Below are 19,433 nucleotides of genomic sequence, written 5' to 3' on the forward strand. Positions count from 1 at the left end.
CAAGCATATTGTGAAGTTCTCCAGTTATTGATATTTTAAAACAATTATTAATAGCTGAAAATATAATAATGGATTCGTCTTTTCAGACCGCATTCATTTCATTATTTACACAAAATGTACAACTTTTTTTAGATTAAAATTGAATGAAAGAAATACTCATACGTCAGAAACAAGTTTTGTTCTTCATTATTGCAGGAGGGCTAAGCGCTATTGTAGAAATAGGCAGTTTTAAAATTTTCAGCACCTACCTTCCTCATTTTTTTGTCAGAGAGACTAACTTCTATGGTATACATTATCCTTTAAGTAACATTTTTTCTACAAGCTGTGGGATTATTACCAACTACTTTCTGAGTATCTGGTTTGTTTTTGAAAGAGGAAAACATTCCAAGAGAAAAGAGTTTGCTTATTTTATGGTCGTATCTTTCTTTTCCACATTACTCAGCTTAGGTTTTTTCCAAATCTTCTACAGTTTCATATTTAAAGATAATATCAATTTATTTTTTTATACCTTGAGCCCGGAAATGATCAGCAAAATTGCAGCAATATTGCTGGTTTCCATTCTGAATTATTCGATAAAGAAGAAAGTAATTTTTAACGGTTAAGCTGTGACAAAAATTTTAAATTATCTCTGGAGATTCTGGCTGCTCTTGTTGGCATTTTTTCTGACAGTGGGTATTGGAATCCCGGTCTATATTTTATCCTTTAATAAAAAGCATTATAAGTACGGTTATAAACTTGTCAGACTCTGGTGTTTCGGGATGTTCTACGGAATGGGCTTCAGATATGACCTGATTAAACTTTCAGAACAGGAAAAAGATAAGGATACACCCTATGTCTTTATTTCCAATCATACGTCCATCATGGATATTATGCTTGTCTGCATTCTGTCTCCACATCATCCGATTTGTTTTGTAGGAAAAAAAGAACTGGTAAAAATTCCTATTTTCGGAACCATATATAAAAGAATCTGTGTAATGGTAGACAGAGCGAGCGCCAAAAGCCGCGCAGATGTATACCGCAGATGTGCAGAGAAGATGGAAGAAGGTAATACTATTGCCATTTTTCCTGAAGGTGGTGTCCCGGATGACACTTCTATTATCCTGGATGATTTCAAGGACGGTGCATTTATGCTGTCATCGAAACATGATTCTCCTATAGCTGTTTATACCTTTGTGGGACTTAAGGAAATGTTTCCTTTTGAGAACTCAAAAGGCTATCCTGGAAGAGTAAAGGTATATTTCAATGGAATCATTAAGCCTACAAATTCGCCAAAAGACTTAAAGGCAGAGGCTTATGAGAAAATAAAAAAAACCTTAATCAGGTATTCCGTTGAAAGGAAATAGTTATATTTGTTTGTGAAATCTATAATAAATATGTCAAATTATTCTAAACAAACCAATTGGGCTCAATTCATTCCGTTGGTTACTGTATTCTTCTTTTGGGGATTTGTAGCCGCCAGTAATGATATTCTGATCCCTGTTTTTCAAAAAGCCTTCAATCTATCCCAAACTGAAAGTATGCTGGTACAGATATGCTTTTATGTAGCGTATACTGTAGGTTCTTTAATTTATATGCTTGTATCAAAGAGCCTGAAACAGGATTTGATCAATAAAATCGGGTACAAAAACGGTCTTATTGTGGGACTTCTTATTTCCGCAATGGGAACTTTATTGTTTTATCCAGCTGCCAATATGCATTCTTTCCCTCTAATGATCTCCGGATTATTTATTGTAGGTTTAGGGTTCTCTCTTCAGCAGATTGTTGCCAACCCGCTCGCTATTGAAGTAGGTCCTACAGAAACAGGATCTCAGCGATTAACAATGGCTGGAGGTATCAACAATTTAGGAACTACCATAGGACCGCTTATTGTTGCATTTGCTATTTTTGGTTCTGCCAGCACTGGTAATACAGAAGCGAGTATAGAAAGTGTAAAAACACCTTATCTGATCTTAGGAGCAGCTTTCGCTCTTGTAGCGTTAATGCTTAAATTCTCTTCTCTTCCTGCTGTAACTCCCACTAATACGGAAAACACAGAAGATAAAACTCCGGGAGAGCACAGAACTTCAGCTTTCCAGTATCCTCAATTGGTCATGGGAATGATCGCGATCTTCGTGTATGTGGGGGTGGAAGTTTCTACGGCAAGTAATCTTCCTGCTTATATGGAAAAGAATTTAGGATTTGAAACCAAAGATGTAGCACCTTATATTTCTTTATACTGGGCATCATTGATGATTGGCCGTTGGACAGGTGCTGTAGAGGCATTTGACGTGAATGCAGGTTTCAAAAAGATCTTGAGATTCTTAGCTCCTTATCTTGCATTTGGTGTATTTTTATTTGTAAACGCACTTGCTAAGCATGATCTTTCTCCATTCTATGTATATGGGTTTATTATTATTGCTATGATCATCTGTGATATCTTAAGTAAAGGAAACCCAGCAAGAATGCTTCTGATCTTCTCTTTAGCAGGGATTACAGCTTTGCTTATAGGAATGTTCACTATGGGAATGGTGTCTGTGTATGCATTTACCAGCGTAGGTCTTTTCTGCTCTACTTTATGGCCATGTATCTTCGCATTGGCGATCAACGGACTTGGAAAGCATACCAACCAGGGTTCAGGATACCTTATTATGATGATTATGGGAGGAGGTATCGTAAGCTTTATACAGGGTTATATTGCTGATATCACGAATATTCATTTCAGTTATATCGTAGGGGTCGTTTGTTTTGCTTATCTTGCATTCTATGCGATTCGTGTGACTGGGATTCTAAAAGCTCAGGGCATTGATCTTGATAAAATATCTAAAGGCAGTGGTCATTAATATAACTAAAACAATATATAAAAAGAAACGATTTTGGGCAGGTATATTACTTGCCCAATTTCTTTTGTTCTATGTCTTCTCAAAATCAGGGATGATGATTTCTTTTTTTGAGAATTTTTTCGAACTTCAAAAAGGAATACACCAGATGCTGTTCAGCTGGGTTCCGTTTTCCGTGGGAGACCTTCTCTATATTATACTGGGAGCGTTCCTTTTGTATTATGCAATCACTTTATTCAGGAAGGAAAGAAGAAATAACTCTTTAATCAGAATCCTGATGATCATCAATATTTTTTATTTTATTTATCAGGTATTTTGGGGAATGCTGTATTTCCAGACTCCTATCATCAAAAAATTGGCGAGCCAGAAAGAACCGGATGTAGAAAAAGCAAAAAGGCTTGCTATTACTTATCTTGAAAAATGTAAAACAACACGGCAGTCTGTAAAAGAAGATGGCAATGGAGTATTTATCATGACCAATCTTACCTCTATACAAAAAGAAATTCTATCTCAGCAGGCCAAACTGCCGTCTTATATCTCGGGTAAAAAAGCACCACAGATTCTGGATATTAAACCCAGTTTATTCAAAAATATAATGAGTTTTACAGGGATTTTGGGATACTACAACCCTTTCACCGCAGAAGCTCAGTATAACTCTGAACTGCCCCATACATTCATTCCCTTTACCACTGCCCATGAAAGTTCTCATCAGCTTGGTTTTGCGCGCGAGCAGGAGGCCAATTTTGTAGGGTATTTAATAGGAATTCATTCCAATAATTTGGAATTGAGATACAGCACTGAGTTTTTTACTTTAAAGAGTCTTTTAAGATTCATCGTGGAGGAAGATCCCGAGTTTGTAGAGAATATTCTTCATCAGTATTCTCCTGCTATGAAAAGAGACCGGGCTTACGAAAAGAGCTTCGTTTTAAGTCATCAGGGCTGGCTGGATGATTTCTTTGGATTTACCAATAATCTGTTCCTGAAAAGCAATCAGCAAGAAGGCTCTGTTACCTATTCTTACTTTATAGATCTTCTTTTAAACTATGAAAATACATAAAAAAAGAATCGTATCAGGCGATACGATTCTAAAAACACAAATGATGAAAAAAAATTTATTACCTTGACTTGTTCCCTCATTCAAGGCGATGTAAAAGTACGACATATTTTATAAATACAAAAACATTTCCATCCTTTTTTAAAACTTTAAGAAAACTTTATGATTTTTTATGTTTTTTTGAGTTCACATCCCAACTTAACAAATCACAACCAACTTCCCTATTTAATGTAAAAATATCGTTTAAATAACCTATAACCTATTAATTATTCACAAAATCAAACGATTGTTTAAATAGATAATATTCTACTTTTCCTATTTTTTCACCATTTTAAAAATAGGAGTTATCCACGCTATTTTATGAGATATCTCTACAATTTGATCTTCAAAATTTCAAAGATTTTGTGAGCAAAAAACAATGGTATTTTTATTTTATTTATTCATTTAAAAACAAAAAAATTCATAGAAATGCCAATCTTCCATTTTATCCGGATAAGTTTTAGAATTTTACTTTCTTTTTATTCATTCAAAAGAAACTTTTGCAACTTGAGAAGCACTTCAGTCCGTATAAAAAATAACCGAATCCCATCAAATAGCATACTTTACAATCTACATTTAAATCCATATTTTATAAAATAAAATATTGAAAGTCAAACTAAATCTATCAACAACCACTTATATCTCACTAATAAAAGAAAAAATTTTTTGTTTATTTAAAACATCTGTGTATTTTAGATAAAAATATTAATATGATTTTTGACAAACTAATTAACCACTTAAAACTCGATAAACAGGAATTTATTTTCCAGTTCAACTCCCATCCCAATTACCCATCTGCACTGGCTTTCAGTGACACCCTTAACTTTATGGGGGTAAAAAATGACGCTTATGAACTAGACAAAGAATATTGGGACGAACTTCCGGAAGAATTTATTGCCATTGTTGAGAACTCATTCTCACTTGTAAAAAAGTCAGGAGGCAATTATTCAGTATATTCAGAAAAAGCAAAAACCTTCGGCAAAGAGGAACTTTATACCAAGTCAACAGATTTTGTACTTCTATTTGAAAAAACGGAAAATGTAGAAAATAAACTGGCATTCAATTTCAAACCCGTTCTTTACATCATTTTTGCAGCTGTACTTGCTTATTCATTCATAAGCCAAAGTATTTATGAAGCCATCTTCAATCTTCTTTCTTTGGCTGGAGTCTATATTTCACTGGAAATCTTCAACCAGAAATTCGGAAATACATCTACAGTAATCGGTAGTATATGTGGTGGCGGAGGTGCTGCTGCAAGCCAGACAGCCAACTCATGCGATAAAATTATTAAGCAGGATAAAACCAGTATTTTAGGGTTGAAATTTGCAGATTTTTCTCTGATCTATTTTGCCGGACTTGCAGTATTAGGTTTGTTCTTACCAGCAACAGCCTATATTGTAAAAGGATTTACTTTCGTTTCTGTACTGGCAATAGGTTATTCTCTATACATTCAGGCTTTTGTAGAAAAGACATTTTGTAGAGTCTGCCTTTTGATTATCTCAATCCTTGTAGGACAATTGGTGATCAGCAGCTTATTCTTCCAAAACCTGTCTTTCAGCGTAGGAACTCTTCTATTGACTGTTATTCTATGGGCACTTGTTTTTTCTGCGATTATTTATTTCAATACATTGCTTGAGCAAAAAGAATCTCTTCAGAAATCGAATGCAAAAAATCTTAGATTCAAAAGAAATTATGAGCTTTTCAAAAACCAGATGGAGCAGAATCAAAAAATCGAATTCCAGGATACAGAAACTTTTGCAGTGGGGAAAAGAGATGCTAAACTTCGTATTTCTATCGTTTCCAATCCATATTGTGGATTCTGTAAAGATGCCCATAAACTGGCAGAAGGTCTTCTTGAAAAATATCCGGAGAATATTTCTTTACAGATGAGATTCAATTATAGCCCTGAAAGAGCACCGGAAAAGTACACACAGCTTATTTCAGATCTTACTCACATTTATCACAACAAACCTGAAAAAGAATTTTTACATGCAGTAGAAGAATGGTTTGAAACGAAGGACGAAAGCAAGATCAATGCTCTTTCCGGAGGAAACGTGACATCAGAAAATCTGAATCCGCTGGTGGAAATGTCTAAGGAGAATAGTAATGCAGGTTTAAGCTTTACTCCCATCTTTATTATCAACGGATATCAGTTCCCTGACAAGTACGATCGTGAAGATATTTTATTCTTTATTGATGAATTAATAGAGGATGATGAGATTTAGTAAATAAATCTTACCAATTCAAAAATTTCACTATCTTAGGAAAAACAAAATAACCATCTGAAAAGATGCAAGAGAGCAGAAAAACAGTGATAAATGAGACTATTTTCAGTTTCCATTTCATTGAATTATAATTGAATTAAAGCAAAAAATGTCGTCATCCCTTGACGGCATTTTATAATGAGTAGTAGTTTTGAAAAAAAAATTTCCATTTTATAAGCAGCCAGACACTAAAGATTGCGGTCCTACATGTCTTAGGATCGTAAGTAAGTATTACGGTAAAAGTATATCTCTGCAGCAGATTCGTAACCTTTCCGAAACAACACGTGAAGGAAGCAGCCTTCTTGGACTAAGCGATGCGGCAGAAAACCTTGGATTCCGGTCAATGGGAGTCCAAATCGACTTCAATACCCTTAAAGAAGAGGTTTCTTTTCCATGTGTTGCACACTGGAATAAAAATCATTTTGTTGTTGTTTATAAAATTGATAAAAACAACAAAGTATATATTTCAGATCCCAGTTACGGATTAATCACCTATACACGCGAAGAATTCATCAAATCATGGATCGGAGAAAATGCCAACGAAAATACAGAAGAAGGAATTGTCCTGATTCTTGAAACAACCCCCGCATTTTTCCAGACCGAATTTGATGCTGAAGAAAGTAAAGCCAGCTTTACTTTTCTTTCCAAATATCTCCTTAAGTACAAGACACTTGTTATTCAGTTAGCCATAGGGCTTTTAGGAGGAAGTTTACTATCCCTGATATTCCCGTTTCTTACTCAAAGTATTGTAGACGTCGGAATACAAAACCAGGACATTAATTTTATCTATGTCGTTTTACTGGCACAGATCATGCTTTTCCTGGGAAGAATGGGAATAGAAACCATCCGAAGCTGGATTCTTCTTCACCTTTCGGCAAGAATTAATATTTCAATTATCTCTGATTTCTTTATCAAACTGATGAAACTTCCCATAAGTTTCTTTGATACGAGAATGACAGGAGATATCATGCAAAGGATTAATGACCACCACAGAATCGAGCAGCTTCTTACAAGCTCCTCATTAAATACACTATTCTCACTGGTGAATCTTATCATTTTCAGTATTGTTTTGCTGTTTTATGACTACAGACTTTTCATTGTTTACCTTGTTGGGGCAATATTGTATATCGGTTGGATCAGCTTCTTCCTGAAAAAAAGGAAAGAACTTGACTACAAAAGGTTCTCACAAGTCTCCCAGGAGCAGAGTAAAGTAATCGAGCTCATCAACGGTATGCAGGAAATCAAAATGCATAATGCTGAAAAGCAGAAAAGATGGGATTGGGAATTTCTTCAGGTAAAACTGTTTAAAATCAGAATAAAATCACTTTCACTAGAACAATGGCAGTCTGTAGGAGGTAACTTTATCAACCAGATGAAAGATATCCTAGTGAGTTTCCTTTCGGCAAAACTTGTTTTAAGTGGAAATCTTACTTTGGGGATGATGCTTTCAGTTCAGTATATTATCGGACAGCTGAACAGCCCTCTCCTACAACTCATTGACTTTATCAAGCAGACTCAGGATGCTAAAATTTCCCTTGAAAGATTAGGGGAGATTCATGATAAAGATGATGAAGAAGACAAAAATGAGCAGTATGTGACAGATGTTCCCAAGAGAGATATAGAGATCAAAGATATGTCATTCAGATATATAGGCTCTGATGTTCCGGTTTTTGAAAATTTAAGCCTTACCATTCCCTATCAGCAGACTACAGCAATTGTAGGAGCCAGCGGAAGTGGTAAAACAACCTTACTGAAACTGTTGATGAAGTTTTATGATCCAGACCAGGGAGAGATCAGAATCGGGAATACCAATATGAAAAATATTTCACCAAGATACTGGAGAGATCATTGTGGGGTGGTAATGCAGGAAGGATATGTTTTCAACGACACTATTGCGAATAACATTGCTGTAGGCGAAGATCATATTGACAAACAAAAGCTGAGACGTGCTGTAGAAATAGCCAATATCAAAGAATTTATTGAAAGTCTTCCTTTAAGCTACAATACAAAGATTGGTAATGAAGGGGTTGGAGTCAGCGGTGGCCAGAAGCAGCGACTTTTCATTGCAAGAGCCGTTTACAAATCTCCTGAGTATATTCTTTTTGATGAAGCCACATCAGCATTGGATGCCAATAATGAAAAAGTGATTATGGAAAACCTTGAGCAATTCTTTAAAGGTAAAACGGCTGTCGTAATTGCCCACAGACTTTCCACAGTAAGACATGCAGATAAAATCATTGTACTGGATCATGGAAGAGTGGTAGAAGAAGGAAGCCATGCTGAGCTGGTAGATTTAAGGGGAGAATATTACAGACTTGTAAGAAATCAGCTTGAATTAGGCAGCTAATCAACATATAGCGGTATCCGAAAAGCTTATAGAGTAGGAAAAATTAAAAACTAATATTTATCATGAAAAATCTAAAAAAACTTTCGAGAAAAGATTTGACACTTGTCAGTGGAGGGGTAGTTATACCTGGTAACAATTGTTGTGGATCCTGGTGTCTTGGCAGTTGGGTACCATGTCGTATAAAACATTTTGAGTGCCCACCAGACGCAGACACTTCAGCGCCTGAATGGTATGATGGCAACTGTCCGTTTATTTAAATTATATTCCCCCTGAAATATTGGGGGGAAACTTTACTACAGAACAATGAAAGAAGACGTTTTAGACAATATTGAACTCCGCTCAGAGAGTGTACAGGATATTCTTACCCAGCCGCCACATTGGATGATCCGCTGGGGAAATACCGTGATATTCGTTATCCTCCTGCTGATTCTCTTCATGAGCTACATTATCAAATATCCGGAATTTGTTCCGGCACCTATTATTGTGACTTCTCAGAATCCTCCGGAGAAAATAGAAGCCAGGACCAGTTCCAAAATTGAAAAAATATTCATAAAAGACCACCAGGAAGTTAAAAAGAATGATGTACTTATGGTGATGCAGTCTGCTGCCAACTATAAAGATATTCTAGAACTAAAAAAACTGGTAGATTCCATTACTCCTGATAAGTTATATACCTTTCCTCTTGCCCAGGCTTCAAGATTTAAGCTGGGTGAATTGCAGGGCGAATACAACAGTTTTGCAAAAGCATTCCAGGATGAAGCTCTTTTTACAAGATTACAACCTTACGCTCCGGAAAATTTGGCTGCCAATCAGAGCATTTCTGAATACAAAGTAAGAATAGCTACTTTAAAACAACAAAAAAATCTGGAATCAATCAAATATGATTTGACCAGAAAAAACTTCAACAGATCTCAGGATCTTTTCAATCAAGGGGTTATTTCGGCCATGGAACTTGAGAATGAAAAGATCAAATATCTTCAGGCTCAGCAAAACCTTGAAAACCTTAAAATATCCATTTCACAAATGGATGAAGGGATCTCCAATCTTAATAAAACCAAAAGCGGAACCGCCATTAATACAGAAAAAGACAGAATTACATACTCTTCACAAACCTTACAGCTTCTTGAGCAATTAAGAAAATCGTTAAAACAATGGGAACTGAATTATCTTGTTATTTCATCTACGGATGGTGTCGCAAGTTTCCAGCAGTTTTTTGGCGAAAATCAGTTCGTAAAGGTAGGTGAACCAATCCTTTCTATTCTTCCGAAAAATAAAGAGCAATTGGTGGGCAGAATGTCTGTACCAACCACAAACTCGGGAAAGATCATTCCGGGTGAAAAAGTATTGATCAAATTAGACAATTACCGATTCCAGGAATATGGTATTATTGAAGGAAAAGTACAGAACATATCTCTGATTCCTGATGATAAAGGAAATTATTATGTAGATGTAATTTTACCAAAAGGATTAAAAACAAGCTACAACAAAAAACTAACATTCGATAAAGAGCTTAGAGGTAGCGCAGAAATCGTAACACAAGATTTGCGACTCATTGAAAGATTCTTCTATCAAATCAGAAAACTTCTTGGATATCAGGTTTAATAAAATACCTATACAAAAACAAAAGCCGTTTTACAGATTGTAAGACGGCTTTTTTATAAATGTATTCTAATGACAGTGTGCTAAGATTTTACTGTAAAGAAAAAGACGATTATATTTTCCCGTTTACTCGCCTATTATAGGCGTTTTATCAACGAGACAGGTATTTTACCTTAAAATAATAAATCCTCCAAAAAAGGGTTATAAAAAAGGCTATAGAGAAGGATCGGCAATATTCATCTATTATCTCAAAGTAAAAAGGATGAAATACACTTGAAATATGATCAATATTCCCCTAAGGCTCTATTGGAATACTATTATTTATAAAAATGAAAAGATGAAGTTATAGTATTTCTAAAAAGAAAAACCGCAATCATTGATGTAATGATTGCGGTTTATTGTAGCGAAGACGGGAATTGAACCCGTGACCTCAGGGTTATGAATCCTGCGCTCTAACCAACTGAGCTACCTCGCCGTTTTGGTGGTGCAAATATAGAAAATATTTCTTTACCTCCAAAATTATTTTAACTTAAAATATTCCAAAACATCGCCAACATGGTCTGGTTTACTGATAATCTTATTGTTAGCATCTAAAATAAAATACGTCGGAGTTGCATGAATATTGTACGTATCGGTATAACTACTGTTCCATCCTCTCAATTCTGAATCATTCACCCAAGGAAATGCAGCAATCTTTTTAGCATATGAATCTTTATCAACGTCTAAAGACAATCCCACAATCTGGATATTTTTTGATTTCAGATCATTATATTTTTCCAGAAGTTTAGGCAATTCGCTTTCACAGTGTGAACATGTAGATGACCAGAATATAATGACCTTTTTATCAGCCTTTACATCGTATAATGATTTCGCAGTAGTATTCACTGGTGACTGGAACTTATAATTAGGAAAAGCAGCTCCCATTTCAATGTTTGCATTCGACTTTAATGTAGATGCAAGCCTGTCTGTTATGGTGCACTTAAGATTCTTAGCAAGGGATAAGTATTTGCTCTTATATTCATCCATCTGATACACATCAAAAATGTCAATCAGTTCTGACAATACAGTCTGCCCTCTTGGAGTTTCTACTTTTAAACGATCCAATAATGCATCAACAGATTTTGTAACATTTGTATTACCTCCAGAGTTCAGATAAGCCACCAATACAGGCCTCAATAACGATGAACTTTCTAGCATATCCCCTGACTTATCCAAAAAGTTGATGATCTCCTCCTGGCTTACTTTTTTGGTTGAATCCTGTGTATTAGAAAGAAACTTACTGTAATTGGTGTTATAGTAAGCAATAAACGGATGCTGAGCAGCATCAATAGAGCCTGAATTACCGGAAAGTCTGTCAATCTCTGTTTTCAGAGCTTTTCCAAAATCGGTATTATCTTTATAATATTCTTTGATCTGTGCTAAAGCCGGCAAAATAAGCTCTTTTTTTTGTGAGCCTTCCTGCTGCTTACTCATCAGGTTGTTAGCATCATCCAGATAAATAACATCTTTTACTTTATTATTCTGGATATCCAGTTTAAAATTCACATTTTTATTTTCAGAAATAAAGCTTACTGTATTATTAGAGCCCGGAAAATAGACTTTCATCATTCCCATATAATTACTCGGATATTTAAAAGTCCATGTATTATTCTTACTTTGTTCTTTAGTAACAATAATATCTTTCGATCCGTTTAATGTATATAGAATAGCATCCTTGTCTTTAAAATCTGCCGGAGTCTGAATTGTAACTGTAAATTGAGCCTGCAGAGCAAATGCAGCCAAAACTGCAGATAGCGTATAAATCTTTTTCATAGAGTAAAAATAAAAAAACTCTCTGACTAATCAGAGAGTTTAATATTATTTTAATAAAATTTTATATTTTTTGAGTTTTGTATTTTTTAGCAAAAAATACAGTCATCATAATTGCAATTACCACTAATCCGATGATATACATATCAATTGGAGAAGCTGGTGTCCCTGGTCCTACTACACCTGTATCATCCTCACCTGGAGGTGGCATAACAGGAGTATCAGCATATGCAAAAGCAACAATGAACAAGAAAATTGCCGAAAATAGTTTATTTATGGTTTTCATATATTTTATTTTAAGATTTTAGTGTTAACAGTTTCCCCTTTATCAGATACAATTTTTACAACATAAGAATTTTTAATTGCATTATTAAGTTCAATAACAAAATCTGTAGATGCATCAACTGCCTTTTTGGAGATAACAAGTTTACCGCTCATATCATAAACTTCAATATCTGCTTTTTTCCAATTAGGATCAAATCTCACAATGTAGTTTGTAATCTCAGGATTATAAACAACCACTGTTCTAGATGGTTTAGCAGCAGTCGTTTTATCAACCGCTAAGAAACTATCTGGTTCACCATAATATAAATTATAATCTTCATTAGTTACAGGAATTACATCACCTTGTTTAGCTTCCATTACCGAGCCATTAGCAGCTTTATAGTAGAATCCTATACCTGTGGATAATTGATGGGTTCCGTTTGCAACTAATGCTGCATTTTCTCTAATTTCAAATTTATAAGATTTAACTTTAGTAAGGTCGTAATTAATTAACTTAACATTTTTTCCTTTAAAGTTATTTTCATTTGCTTCATTAAGATATAACCAATAGCTGTTACTGTAGTTATTATCAATTCCTCCAGTAGTAGCTTCTTCGTAAGTACCAATAAGATCAACAGATCTTGCTGTTACCTGTGTTTTACTATCAGCCGAATGTCCCGTAGTACCGTTAGGATACACAACATAATAGGTTCTTCCCACTTCATTTCCTGCAGAATCTAAACCGATAACACCCAATTGTTTCACAGTACCACTACTTGTTTTAGAAGCACTTTTATTAGCAACTCCATTCCCTACGTAAGGACCGGCTCCAAGAACTCTGCTGTAATAATTGAACCTTCTGATATTAGAAAAGTTCAACTGGTCTGCATTGGTATTATTATTCAACTTAATAACAAAGGTTCCCATTGGTCTGATCATCATATAATCAACATCACCTGTAGGAACACCCGCATTAAAAGTAATAAACTTACCTTGCGATGTACTTAAGGTACCTCCGGAAGTTGTTGTAACCTGACCCGGTTCAAGTCTTACCCCATAAATTGTGCTAAGATTTACTCCGTCATTCGTACCACTGGATATAGGCTCATCATATGCAATACCACTTAAATCAAGGTTGGTTAGGAAAGGGTTTGAAAATTGGTAAATATTTTTTCCATAATTACCTTGCCAAGCTGTACCTCCGGCTGCGATAGCAAATCTATCCTGAACATATGATTTATATTGTTCATTATAGGAATTTGTAGCAGTACCATTTGTCCCGAAGTTCACCCCATTCCCTGCATTCTGTAATGTTACAGTCTGGCCAATATCAGTTACTGGTCTTCCTTTAAGGGTTTTTAAGGCTGTAGATACATCTAACCCGGAACCTCCCAGCATATAATATAAGTAAGAAGGCCCAGTCTGTCCGCCAACACCGACTTTTAAATTCGTTGCGACGTTGTAGCTGATTACAGGAAGATTACCATAAAGAAGAACTTCGTTTTGAGATCCTCTTACGTTGGTAAAGGTTTTACCAAGTTCAGTACTTAAACTTGAAACAGTTTTATCATAAAAAGGCAAACCAATCTGTTGATATGAACCATGTTTAATAGATCTATATTCTTGATCTACAATTCCGGTAATATTAGTTTGGGGAATGCCCGCAATGTAAAGCTGACCATAAGTGTAAGTTGGGGTAGCTGTAGAAGAATTCGTGTTTGGAGTTGCATAAGCATTTGGCTCATTCAACTTATTCACGAAGTTAGTTGTAGTGGAACCTTCTGCCTTGTCTACACCACCAGTAGTGATCGTTTTGAAAGAATCGGTAGAAGCTCCATTAACCATAAAGTTTCCATGATTTTCAATCAATCCGCTTCCTCTCATTTGTAGGCCTCCACCGGTATACACCAATGTGCCTTTACTTACGTACGTAGTAGCAGCGTCATCTACGTGTAATAGAACATTCTGCGCCTGAACAGAAACCACTGCTGCTAATAAACCTATAGCAAATAAACTTTTTCTCATTGTATAAATTATTTGTGTGTTAATACAATCTTTAACTGCAAAGGTATTATTTTTTTCCAGAAAAAAAAATATTTTTACCTATTAATCAAAACATTATCTTCAGTCAATATGATCTCCTTGTCCTCTCCTATTGAAAACATATAGTCTTCTAGAACTTTTTCGGTGGTACCTCGAAGGCCTCTTGCTCCTAAACCTTTATCAATAGTTTCCTCTACAATTTTCTCAATTGCCCCATCCGTTATTACCAAATCTGTACCATCCATCTTGAAAAGTTCCACAAATTGATTCACGATTGAATTTTTAGGTTCTTTCATAATTCTTACAAGCGTTTCTTTCGTGAGTTTATCGAGATAAGTAATGATTGGAAATCTTCCTAAAAGTTCTGGAATTAATCCGAAAGTACGAAGGTCAATTGCATTAATATTTGTTAATATATATTCGTCTTCGTCTGTTTTGTTAATTTTTTCAGAGCTGAAACCTATCGCCTGCTTGTTCATTCTTCTTTCGATAATCTCTTTGATCCCGTCAAAAGCTCCACCGGCAATAAACAGTATATTCTGAGTATTTACCTGAATATATTTCTGATCCGGGTGTTTTCTTCCTCCCTGTGGCGGAACATTTACGATGCTTCCTTCCAACAGTTTCAGTAGTCCCTGCTGTACTCCTTCTCCGGAAACGTCTCTTGTAATACTTGGATTATCAGATTTTCTTGCAATTTTATCAATCTCATCAATGAAAACAATTCCCTTCTCAGCTTTTTCCACATCATAATCTGCTACCATCAATAGTCTGGACAGGATGCTTTCCACATCTTCTCCTACATATCCTGCTTCTGTTAAAATAGTAGCATCCACAATACAGAAAGGAACATTAAGCTCTCTTGCGATAGTTTTTGCCAGGAGCGTTTTACCCGTTCCCGTTTCTCCTATCATGATGATGTTCGACTTTTCAAGCTCCACCTCTCTGTTTTCGTCCTTAGCATGGAGTAATCTTTTATAATGATTATATACAGCAATTGAAAGCTGTTTTTTTGCCTGATCCTGCCCGATCACGTATTGATCAAGAAATACTTTGATTTCTTTTGGCTTTTTAAGCTCCTCCATACTTTCTGCAGGTGAGTATCCTGTCTTGGATGCTCCATCTTTCACAATAGCATGTGCCTGCTCTATACAATTTTCACAAATAAAACCATTCTGCCCAGAAATCAGCATCTGTACTTCATTTCTTTTTCTGCCGCAGAAAGAACATTGGTTGGAATTCATATGATATAATATATATGTATATGTTAAAGAAAATCGTAAAAAATTACTTTTTTACGATTTTCTGTTTTTAAGAATTAATAATTGAGTTTTGAATCTCTGTATATTCTTCGTTCGTTAATTTTAATCTTTCGTTTCTAAAATTCATGTCTTCCACCTTGTTTAAAGGAATCAGATGGATATGTGCATGAGGAACTTCAAGTCCTACCACCGCTACTCCTACTCTTACACATGGAATTGCAGTTTTGATCTTCTTGGCTACCTCCTGGGAAAATCCCCATAGGTTTTTGTATTCTTCACTTTCAAGATCAAAAATCAAATCCACTTCTTTTTTAGGTACAACCAGAGTGTGTCCCTTCACCAAAGGCATTGCATCTAAGAATGCAATAAAGTTTTCATCTTCCGCAATTTTATAAGAAGGAATCTCACCATTGATGATTTTTGTGAATATAGTGCTCATTTTATCAGAAGTTTGGGTTAGATATTTAGACGTTTAGAAATGAAACAGGTATCAGACTATAAAGTAATGTCTAATACTTCAAAAGACAGTTTGTTTCCGTTCGGTAAAGTAATTTCAGCAGTTTCGCCAATAACTTTTCCTAACAAACCTTTTGCGATGGGAGTGTTCACAGAGATCTTTCCTGTCTTCAGGTCGCTTTCGTTATCCGGTACCAATGTAAATACCTGTTCTTGCTTGGTAGCATTATTTTTAAGTTTCACCGTTGTCAGGATGGAAACTTTTGAAGTATCTAATTGGCTTTCGTCTATAATTTTAGAAGTAGAGATTACATCTTTCAGCTTGGAAATTCTCATTTCAAGCATTCCCTGAGCCTCTTTAGCCGCATCATATTCTGCATTTTCAGACAAATCTCCTTTGTCTCTTGCTTCTGCAATCTGCTGAGTAATTTTTGGTCTCTCCACAGTTTCCAACTGTTCCAGCTCAGCTTTCATTTTCTCTAGGCCCTCTTTAGTTACATAGCTTGCCATAATTTTCGAAATTTAGTTTTAGTATAAAAAAATAATCCGACATTTGTCGGACAATGTTTTCGTGTTGTAATCGTTTAATTTTTACAAATATATAAAAATTTAAATTGAAATGAAAAAAACTTTTTCAATCTTATCCATTTTCAGTTTGTTGATTTTCAGTAATTTAACTATAAACTCTTGTGGGAGCAGAGAAGATACTGTGAACTGTTTCCCGAATACTCCCATCAACGTAACCCTTAATTTAAACCTGCCTGCCTACTATGCTTTGAACAACATCAATGGCTGGATTTATGTGAATGAACAGCAGTCCGGAACAAGAGGACTGATTGTTGTACGAACAGCAAACGGGTTTAAGGTATACGACAGAAATGCGCCTCACATATGTCCTGATAACAATACCACTCTCGAAGTGAAAGATAACATTGCCATTCTATGCCCGCAAGACAATACGAGGTGGATTTTAAGCACAGGACAGCCGGAATCAGGGGCCAAAACGTCCCTTCCTCCTAAAACTTATCCTTATAGCTATGATGTTCCCAGCAAAACTTTAAATATTTATTATTAGAATTCAAGATGAAGATCGTAATACAAAGAGTCTCTGAAGCCAGTGTAAAAGTAGACGGAAAAATTGTTGGTGAAATCAGAAAGGGATTACTGCTGCTTGTAGGTGTGGATGAAAATGATGAAAAAACAGATGCAGACTGGCTTGTACAGAAGGTTTTAAATTTAAGAATCTTTGGCGATGAAGATGATAAGCTGAATCTTTCTGTGAAGGATATTTCAGGGGAAATCCTTTGCATCAGTCAGTTTACATTGATTGCAGATTATAAAAAAGGCAACCGCCCTTCTTTCATCAAAGCGGCAAAACCGGATAAAGCAGTTCCTCTTTTTGATTATTTTAAAGAAGAAATTGCCAAATCCGGACTCAAAACAGAAAGTGGAATTTTCGGGGCTGATATGAAGGTTTCCCTGATTAATGACGGACCTGTCACTATCGTCATGGATTCTATTACCAAAAGCTAAACCAGAGAAAAATGCAACTATAATGCAATACGTTTCAATTGATTGAAACGTATTTTTTTGCTTGATGCATATAAAATATATTACTCTTAAACTTCGCAAGTTTAAAAAATCTGTGAGGTTTATCATTCACAAACAATAAAATCCCTTGTACAAAAGAAAAAGTAAAATTTTTAAATAATAAATTCACAAAAATGTGATTTGTTTTCATTTTTATTATTATTTTTGATGTAGATCAAAACTGATTCACAACCATTTAACAAAATCGTATGAAAACAAAAATCAACCTTCTCGCATTGTTTGCGTTCTGCTCTTCTATGTCTTTTGGTCAGGACAATCAGGCCAAAATGGCTAATGATCAAAATTCAATTATTTATGTATGCTTTTCAAAAGGCATTAATTCAGAAAAAACAGCTTTCAGCAGAAATGCTGATCTGGAAAGGTTTTCAAGAGAAAATCAAATTTCGTTTAAATATGATCTGGATTTCACAGACAGTAAACTTGACGAAATGGCCAGAAGCAGTAAAGCTATCGGTAATTCCGGAGAGTCTGTAGAAAAACTGAAAAGAATTTATAAGGCTGATCTGCCTATTCAAAATCAGGAATCTGCACAAAAAATCATCAAGACTCTTGAGAGATTTCCTGAAATAGAATATGTATCTGTAATGAGTGCCGCACCTATCGAACCTCCTTTAGTCAATGCTTTTGTAGCGACTCCAGACCTTGAAAGTCTTCAAACTTATCTGAATGACAATCCTGGAATCAATGCAAAATATGCGTGGTCACGAGGGATTACGGGACAGAATATCCGTGTGCGTGATGTGGAATATGGTTTTTACAAAACTCACGAAATGCTTTCTAATCAAAATTCAATACAATTAGAACCCGGCTATTCTCCGAATGCAGGATTGGCTAACAATAATTACCGTGATCACGGGACGGCAGTGGTAAGTATTTTAGGTTCTATCAAAGATAATATCGGGCTTACAGGAGCGGCCTACAATACTTCTGAGATCAAAGGGTATATGGAGTGGACAACTGTAGGATACAACAGGGCTTCTGCGGTGAGCAGATCTATCAATGCATCCCAGGCCGGCGATATTATTTTATATGAAATGCAGACTGGCGGAAAAGACGGTCAGTATTGCCCTGCAGAATATGATAAAGTAATCTGGGATCTTACAAAAGCGGCTACTGATTCTGGAATCATTATCATTGCTGCGGCAGGTAATGGAAATCAAAATCTGGATGATCCTTTTTATGCATCCTATCTTGCGAGAGGAAACAGTGGCGCTATTATTGTGGGGGCAGGATCTCCTAACACAACCCATTCGAAATTAAGTTTCAGTACTTTTGGAAACAGAGTAGATGTTCAGGGTTGGGGAAGCAGCGTGATGGCAGCAGGTTACGGATCTTATGCAAAATATGACAATGACAACAACAGAACCTATAATTATTTCAGTGGTACAAGCTCTGCTACACCGGTAGTATCTTCTGCTGCTATTTTAATCCAATCTTTCTATCGTCAGACTACTGGTCAATATTTAACGCCTTCAGCAATGAAGAATCTTTTAATTTCTACAGGAATTCCTCAGGGAGGCACAGTGACAGGCCAGAAGATTGGTCCTCTTCCGAATGTAAAGAATGCTATTGTTCAACTGGAGAGTAAATTTGCGACACCTGTTAAAACTTTGGCTGCTTTAGAGGTTAAAATTTATCCTAATCCATCCAGCAGTTCTATCGCTATTCAAAGTAATGAAAATAAAAAAATGGATGTAGAGATTATCAATCTTCAGGGACGCAGCGTAATCAAAAACTCAGTTTTACCTAATGAAAAAATTGATATTTCACAGCTTCCTACCGGTCAATATATCATTAATATCAATGAAGGCCAGAGAAGAGTTGTTGAGAAATTGACAAAACTATAGTTTTAAAAGATTTTTAGACCAT

At 35.6% G+C, this 19,433-nt stretch carries 16 protein-coding genes and 1 tRNA gene; 10 read left to right on the forward strand and 7 right to left on the reverse strand.

What is annotated here, in order from left to right; all coding sequences use genetic code 11:
• Positions 1–143 precede the first annotated feature (143 nt).
• From CQ046_RS16495 to CQ046_RS16525, 7 genes are all read left to right on the forward strand, one after another.
• Positions 144–602, forward strand: coding sequence for a GtrA family protein (locus CQ046_RS16495; protein ID WP_105703332.1), 459 nt, complete (start codon positions 144–146; stop codon positions 600–602).
• A gap of 3 nt (positions 603–605) precedes the next feature.
• A complete protein-coding gene (locus tag CQ046_RS16500) occupies positions 606–1,343 on the forward strand; it encodes a lysophospholipid acyltransferase family protein (RefSeq protein WP_105703333.1) in 738 nt (245 codons plus the stop codon).
• 30 nt (positions 1,344–1,373) lie between these two features.
• Positions 1,374–2,819 (forward strand): MFS transporter, encoded by a 1,446-nt coding sequence (locus CQ046_RS16505; protein ID WP_105703334.1) that lies wholly within the window; start codon positions 1,374–1,376, stop codon positions 2,817–2,819.
• A 91-nt stretch (positions 2,820–2,910) separates the two neighbouring features.
• Positions 2,911–3,873 (forward strand): DUF3810 domain-containing protein, encoded by a 963-nt coding sequence (locus CQ046_RS16510; protein WP_228406979.1) that lies wholly within the window; start codon positions 2,911–2,913, stop codon positions 3,871–3,873.
• Positions 3,874–4,619: 746 nt separating this feature from the next.
• Positions 4,620–6,134, forward strand: coding sequence for a vitamin K epoxide reductase family protein (locus CQ046_RS16515; RefSeq protein ID WP_105703336.1), 1,515 nt, complete (start codon positions 4,620–4,622; stop codon positions 6,132–6,134).
• A gap of 190 nt (positions 6,135–6,324) precedes the next feature.
• The gene (locus CQ046_RS16520; protein ID WP_105703337.1) at positions 6,325–8,520 is read left to right on the forward strand and encodes a peptidase domain-containing ABC transporter; all 2,196 of its coding nucleotides are present in this window, start codon (positions 6,325–6,327) and stop codon (positions 8,518–8,520) included.
• A gap of 303 nt (positions 8,521–8,823) precedes the next feature.
• Positions 8,824–10,122, forward strand: a complete 1,299-nt coding sequence (locus CQ046_RS16525; protein ID WP_105703338.1) for an HlyD family secretion protein — start codon at positions 8,824–8,826, stop codon at positions 10,120–10,122.
• A 398-nt stretch (positions 10,123–10,520) separates the two neighbouring features.
• On the opposite strand, the gene CQ046_RS16530 is transcribed toward CQ046_RS16525, so the two are convergent.
• The 7 genes from CQ046_RS16530 to greA form a co-directional block, all read right to left on the reverse strand.
• Positions 10,521–10,594: transfer RNA gene (locus CQ046_RS16530), tRNA-Met, on the reverse strand.
• Between the two features lie 44 nt (positions 10,595–10,638).
• Positions 10,639–11,931, reverse strand: coding sequence for a TlpA family protein disulfide reductase (locus CQ046_RS16535; RefSeq protein ID WP_105703339.1), 1,293 nt, complete (start codon positions 11,929–11,931; stop codon positions 10,639–10,641).
• A 61-nt stretch (positions 11,932–11,992) separates the two neighbouring features.
• On the reverse strand, positions 11,993–12,214 hold the full coding sequence (locus CQ046_RS16540) for a signal peptidase (protein WP_105703340.1): 222 nt from the start codon (positions 12,212–12,214) through the stop codon (positions 11,993–11,995).
• Between the two features lie 5 nt (positions 12,215–12,219).
• Positions 12,220–14,217: a T9SS type A sorting domain-containing protein gene (locus tag CQ046_RS16545; protein ID WP_105703341.1), complete on the reverse strand. Its 1,998-nt coding sequence runs from the start codon at positions 14,215–14,217 to the stop codon at positions 12,220–12,222.
• Between the two features lie 74 nt (positions 14,218–14,291).
• Entirely contained in the window at positions 14,292–15,479 is a 1,188-nt protein-coding gene (gene clpX, locus CQ046_RS16550) for an ATP-dependent Clp protease ATP-binding subunit ClpX (RefSeq protein WP_105703342.1), read from the reverse strand.
• A gap of 67 nt (positions 15,480–15,546) precedes the next feature.
• A complete protein-coding gene (locus CQ046_RS16555) occupies positions 15,547–15,936 on the reverse strand; it encodes an HIT family protein (protein WP_105703343.1) in 390 nt (129 codons plus the stop codon).
• A gap of 56 nt (positions 15,937–15,992) precedes the next feature.
• Complete coding sequence (gene greA / locus CQ046_RS16560) at positions 15,993–16,463, reverse strand: transcription elongation factor GreA (RefSeq protein WP_105703344.1); 471 nt, start codon at positions 16,461–16,463, stop codon at positions 15,993–15,995.
• Between the two features lie 109 nt (positions 16,464–16,572).
• On the opposite strand from greA, the gene CQ046_RS16565 reads away from it, so the two are divergent.
• The 3 genes from CQ046_RS16565 (at position 16,573) to CQ046_RS16575 (ending at position 19,411) form a co-directional block, all read left to right on the forward strand.
• On the forward strand, positions 16,573–17,028 hold the full coding sequence (locus CQ046_RS16565; protein WP_105703345.1) for a hypothetical protein: 456 nt from the start codon (positions 16,573–16,575) through the stop codon (positions 17,026–17,028).
• Between the two features lie 8 nt (positions 17,029–17,036).
• On the forward strand, positions 17,037–17,486 hold the full coding sequence (dtd, locus tag CQ046_RS16570) for a D-aminoacyl-tRNA deacylase (protein WP_105703346.1): 450 nt from the start codon (positions 17,037–17,039) through the stop codon (positions 17,484–17,486).
• Positions 17,487–17,752: 266 nt separating this feature from the next.
• Positions 17,753–19,411 (forward strand): S8/S53 family peptidase, encoded by a 1,659-nt coding sequence (locus CQ046_RS16575; RefSeq protein ID WP_105703347.1) that lies wholly within the window; start codon positions 17,753–17,755, stop codon positions 19,409–19,411.
• Positions 19,412–19,433: the final 22 nt, after the last annotated feature.

Source organism: Chryseobacterium sp. MYb7 (assembly GCF_002979455.1).
Taxonomy (GTDB): Bacteria; Bacteroidota; Bacteroidia; order Flavobacteriales; family Weeksellaceae; genus Chryseobacterium.

Excerpts from the sequence above, each read along its gene's own strand:
- CQ046_RS16555 (WP_105703343.1), bottom strand. The coding sequence starts at position 15,936 with ATGAGCACTATATTCACAAAAATCATCAATGGTGAGATTCCTTCTTAT.
- dtd (WP_105703346.1), top strand. The coding sequence starts at position 17,037 with ATGAAGATCGTAATACAAAGAGTCTCTGAAGCCAGTGTAAAAGTAGAC.
- CQ046_RS16545 (WP_105703341.1), bottom strand. The coding sequence starts at position 14,217 with ATGAGAAAAAGTTTATTTGCTATAGGTTTATTAGCAGCAGTGGTTTCT.
- CQ046_RS16495 (WP_105703332.1), top strand. The coding sequence starts at position 144 with ATGAAAGAAATACTCATACGTCAGAAACAAGTTTTGTTCTTCATTATT.
- CQ046_RS16535 (WP_105703339.1), bottom strand. The coding sequence starts at position 11,931 with ATGAAAAAGATTTATACGCTATCTGCAGTTTTGGCTGCATTTGCTCTG.
- CQ046_RS16515 (WP_105703336.1), top strand. The coding sequence starts at position 4,620 with ATGATTTTTGACAAACTAATTAACCACTTAAAACTCGATAAACAGGAA.
- CQ046_RS16525 (WP_105703338.1), top strand. The coding sequence starts at position 8,824 with ATGAAAGAAGACGTTTTAGACAATATTGAACTCCGCTCAGAGAGTGTA.
- CQ046_RS16540 (WP_105703340.1), bottom strand. The coding sequence starts at position 12,214 with ATGAAAACCATAAATAAACTATTTTCGGCAATTTTCTTGTTCATTGTT.
- CQ046_RS16565 (WP_105703345.1), top strand. The coding sequence starts at position 16,573 with ATGAAAAAAACTTTTTCAATCTTATCCATTTTCAGTTTGTTGATTTTC.
- CQ046_RS16510 (WP_228406979.1), top strand. The coding sequence starts at position 2,911 with ATGATGATTTCTTTTTTTGAGAATTTTTTCGAACTTCAAAAAGGAATA.
- greA (WP_105703344.1), bottom strand. The coding sequence starts at position 16,463 with ATGGCAAGCTATGTAACTAAAGAGGGCCTAGAGAAAATGAAAGCTGAG.
- clpX (WP_105703342.1), bottom strand. The coding sequence starts at position 15,479 with ATGAATTCCAACCAATGTTCTTTCTGCGGCAGAAAAAGAAATGAAGTA.
- CQ046_RS16505 (WP_105703334.1), top strand. The coding sequence starts at position 1,374 with ATGTCAAATTATTCTAAACAAACCAATTGGGCTCAATTCATTCCGTTG.
- CQ046_RS16575 (WP_105703347.1), top strand. The coding sequence starts at position 17,753 with ATGAAAACAAAAATCAACCTTCTCGCATTGTTTGCGTTCTGCTCTTCT.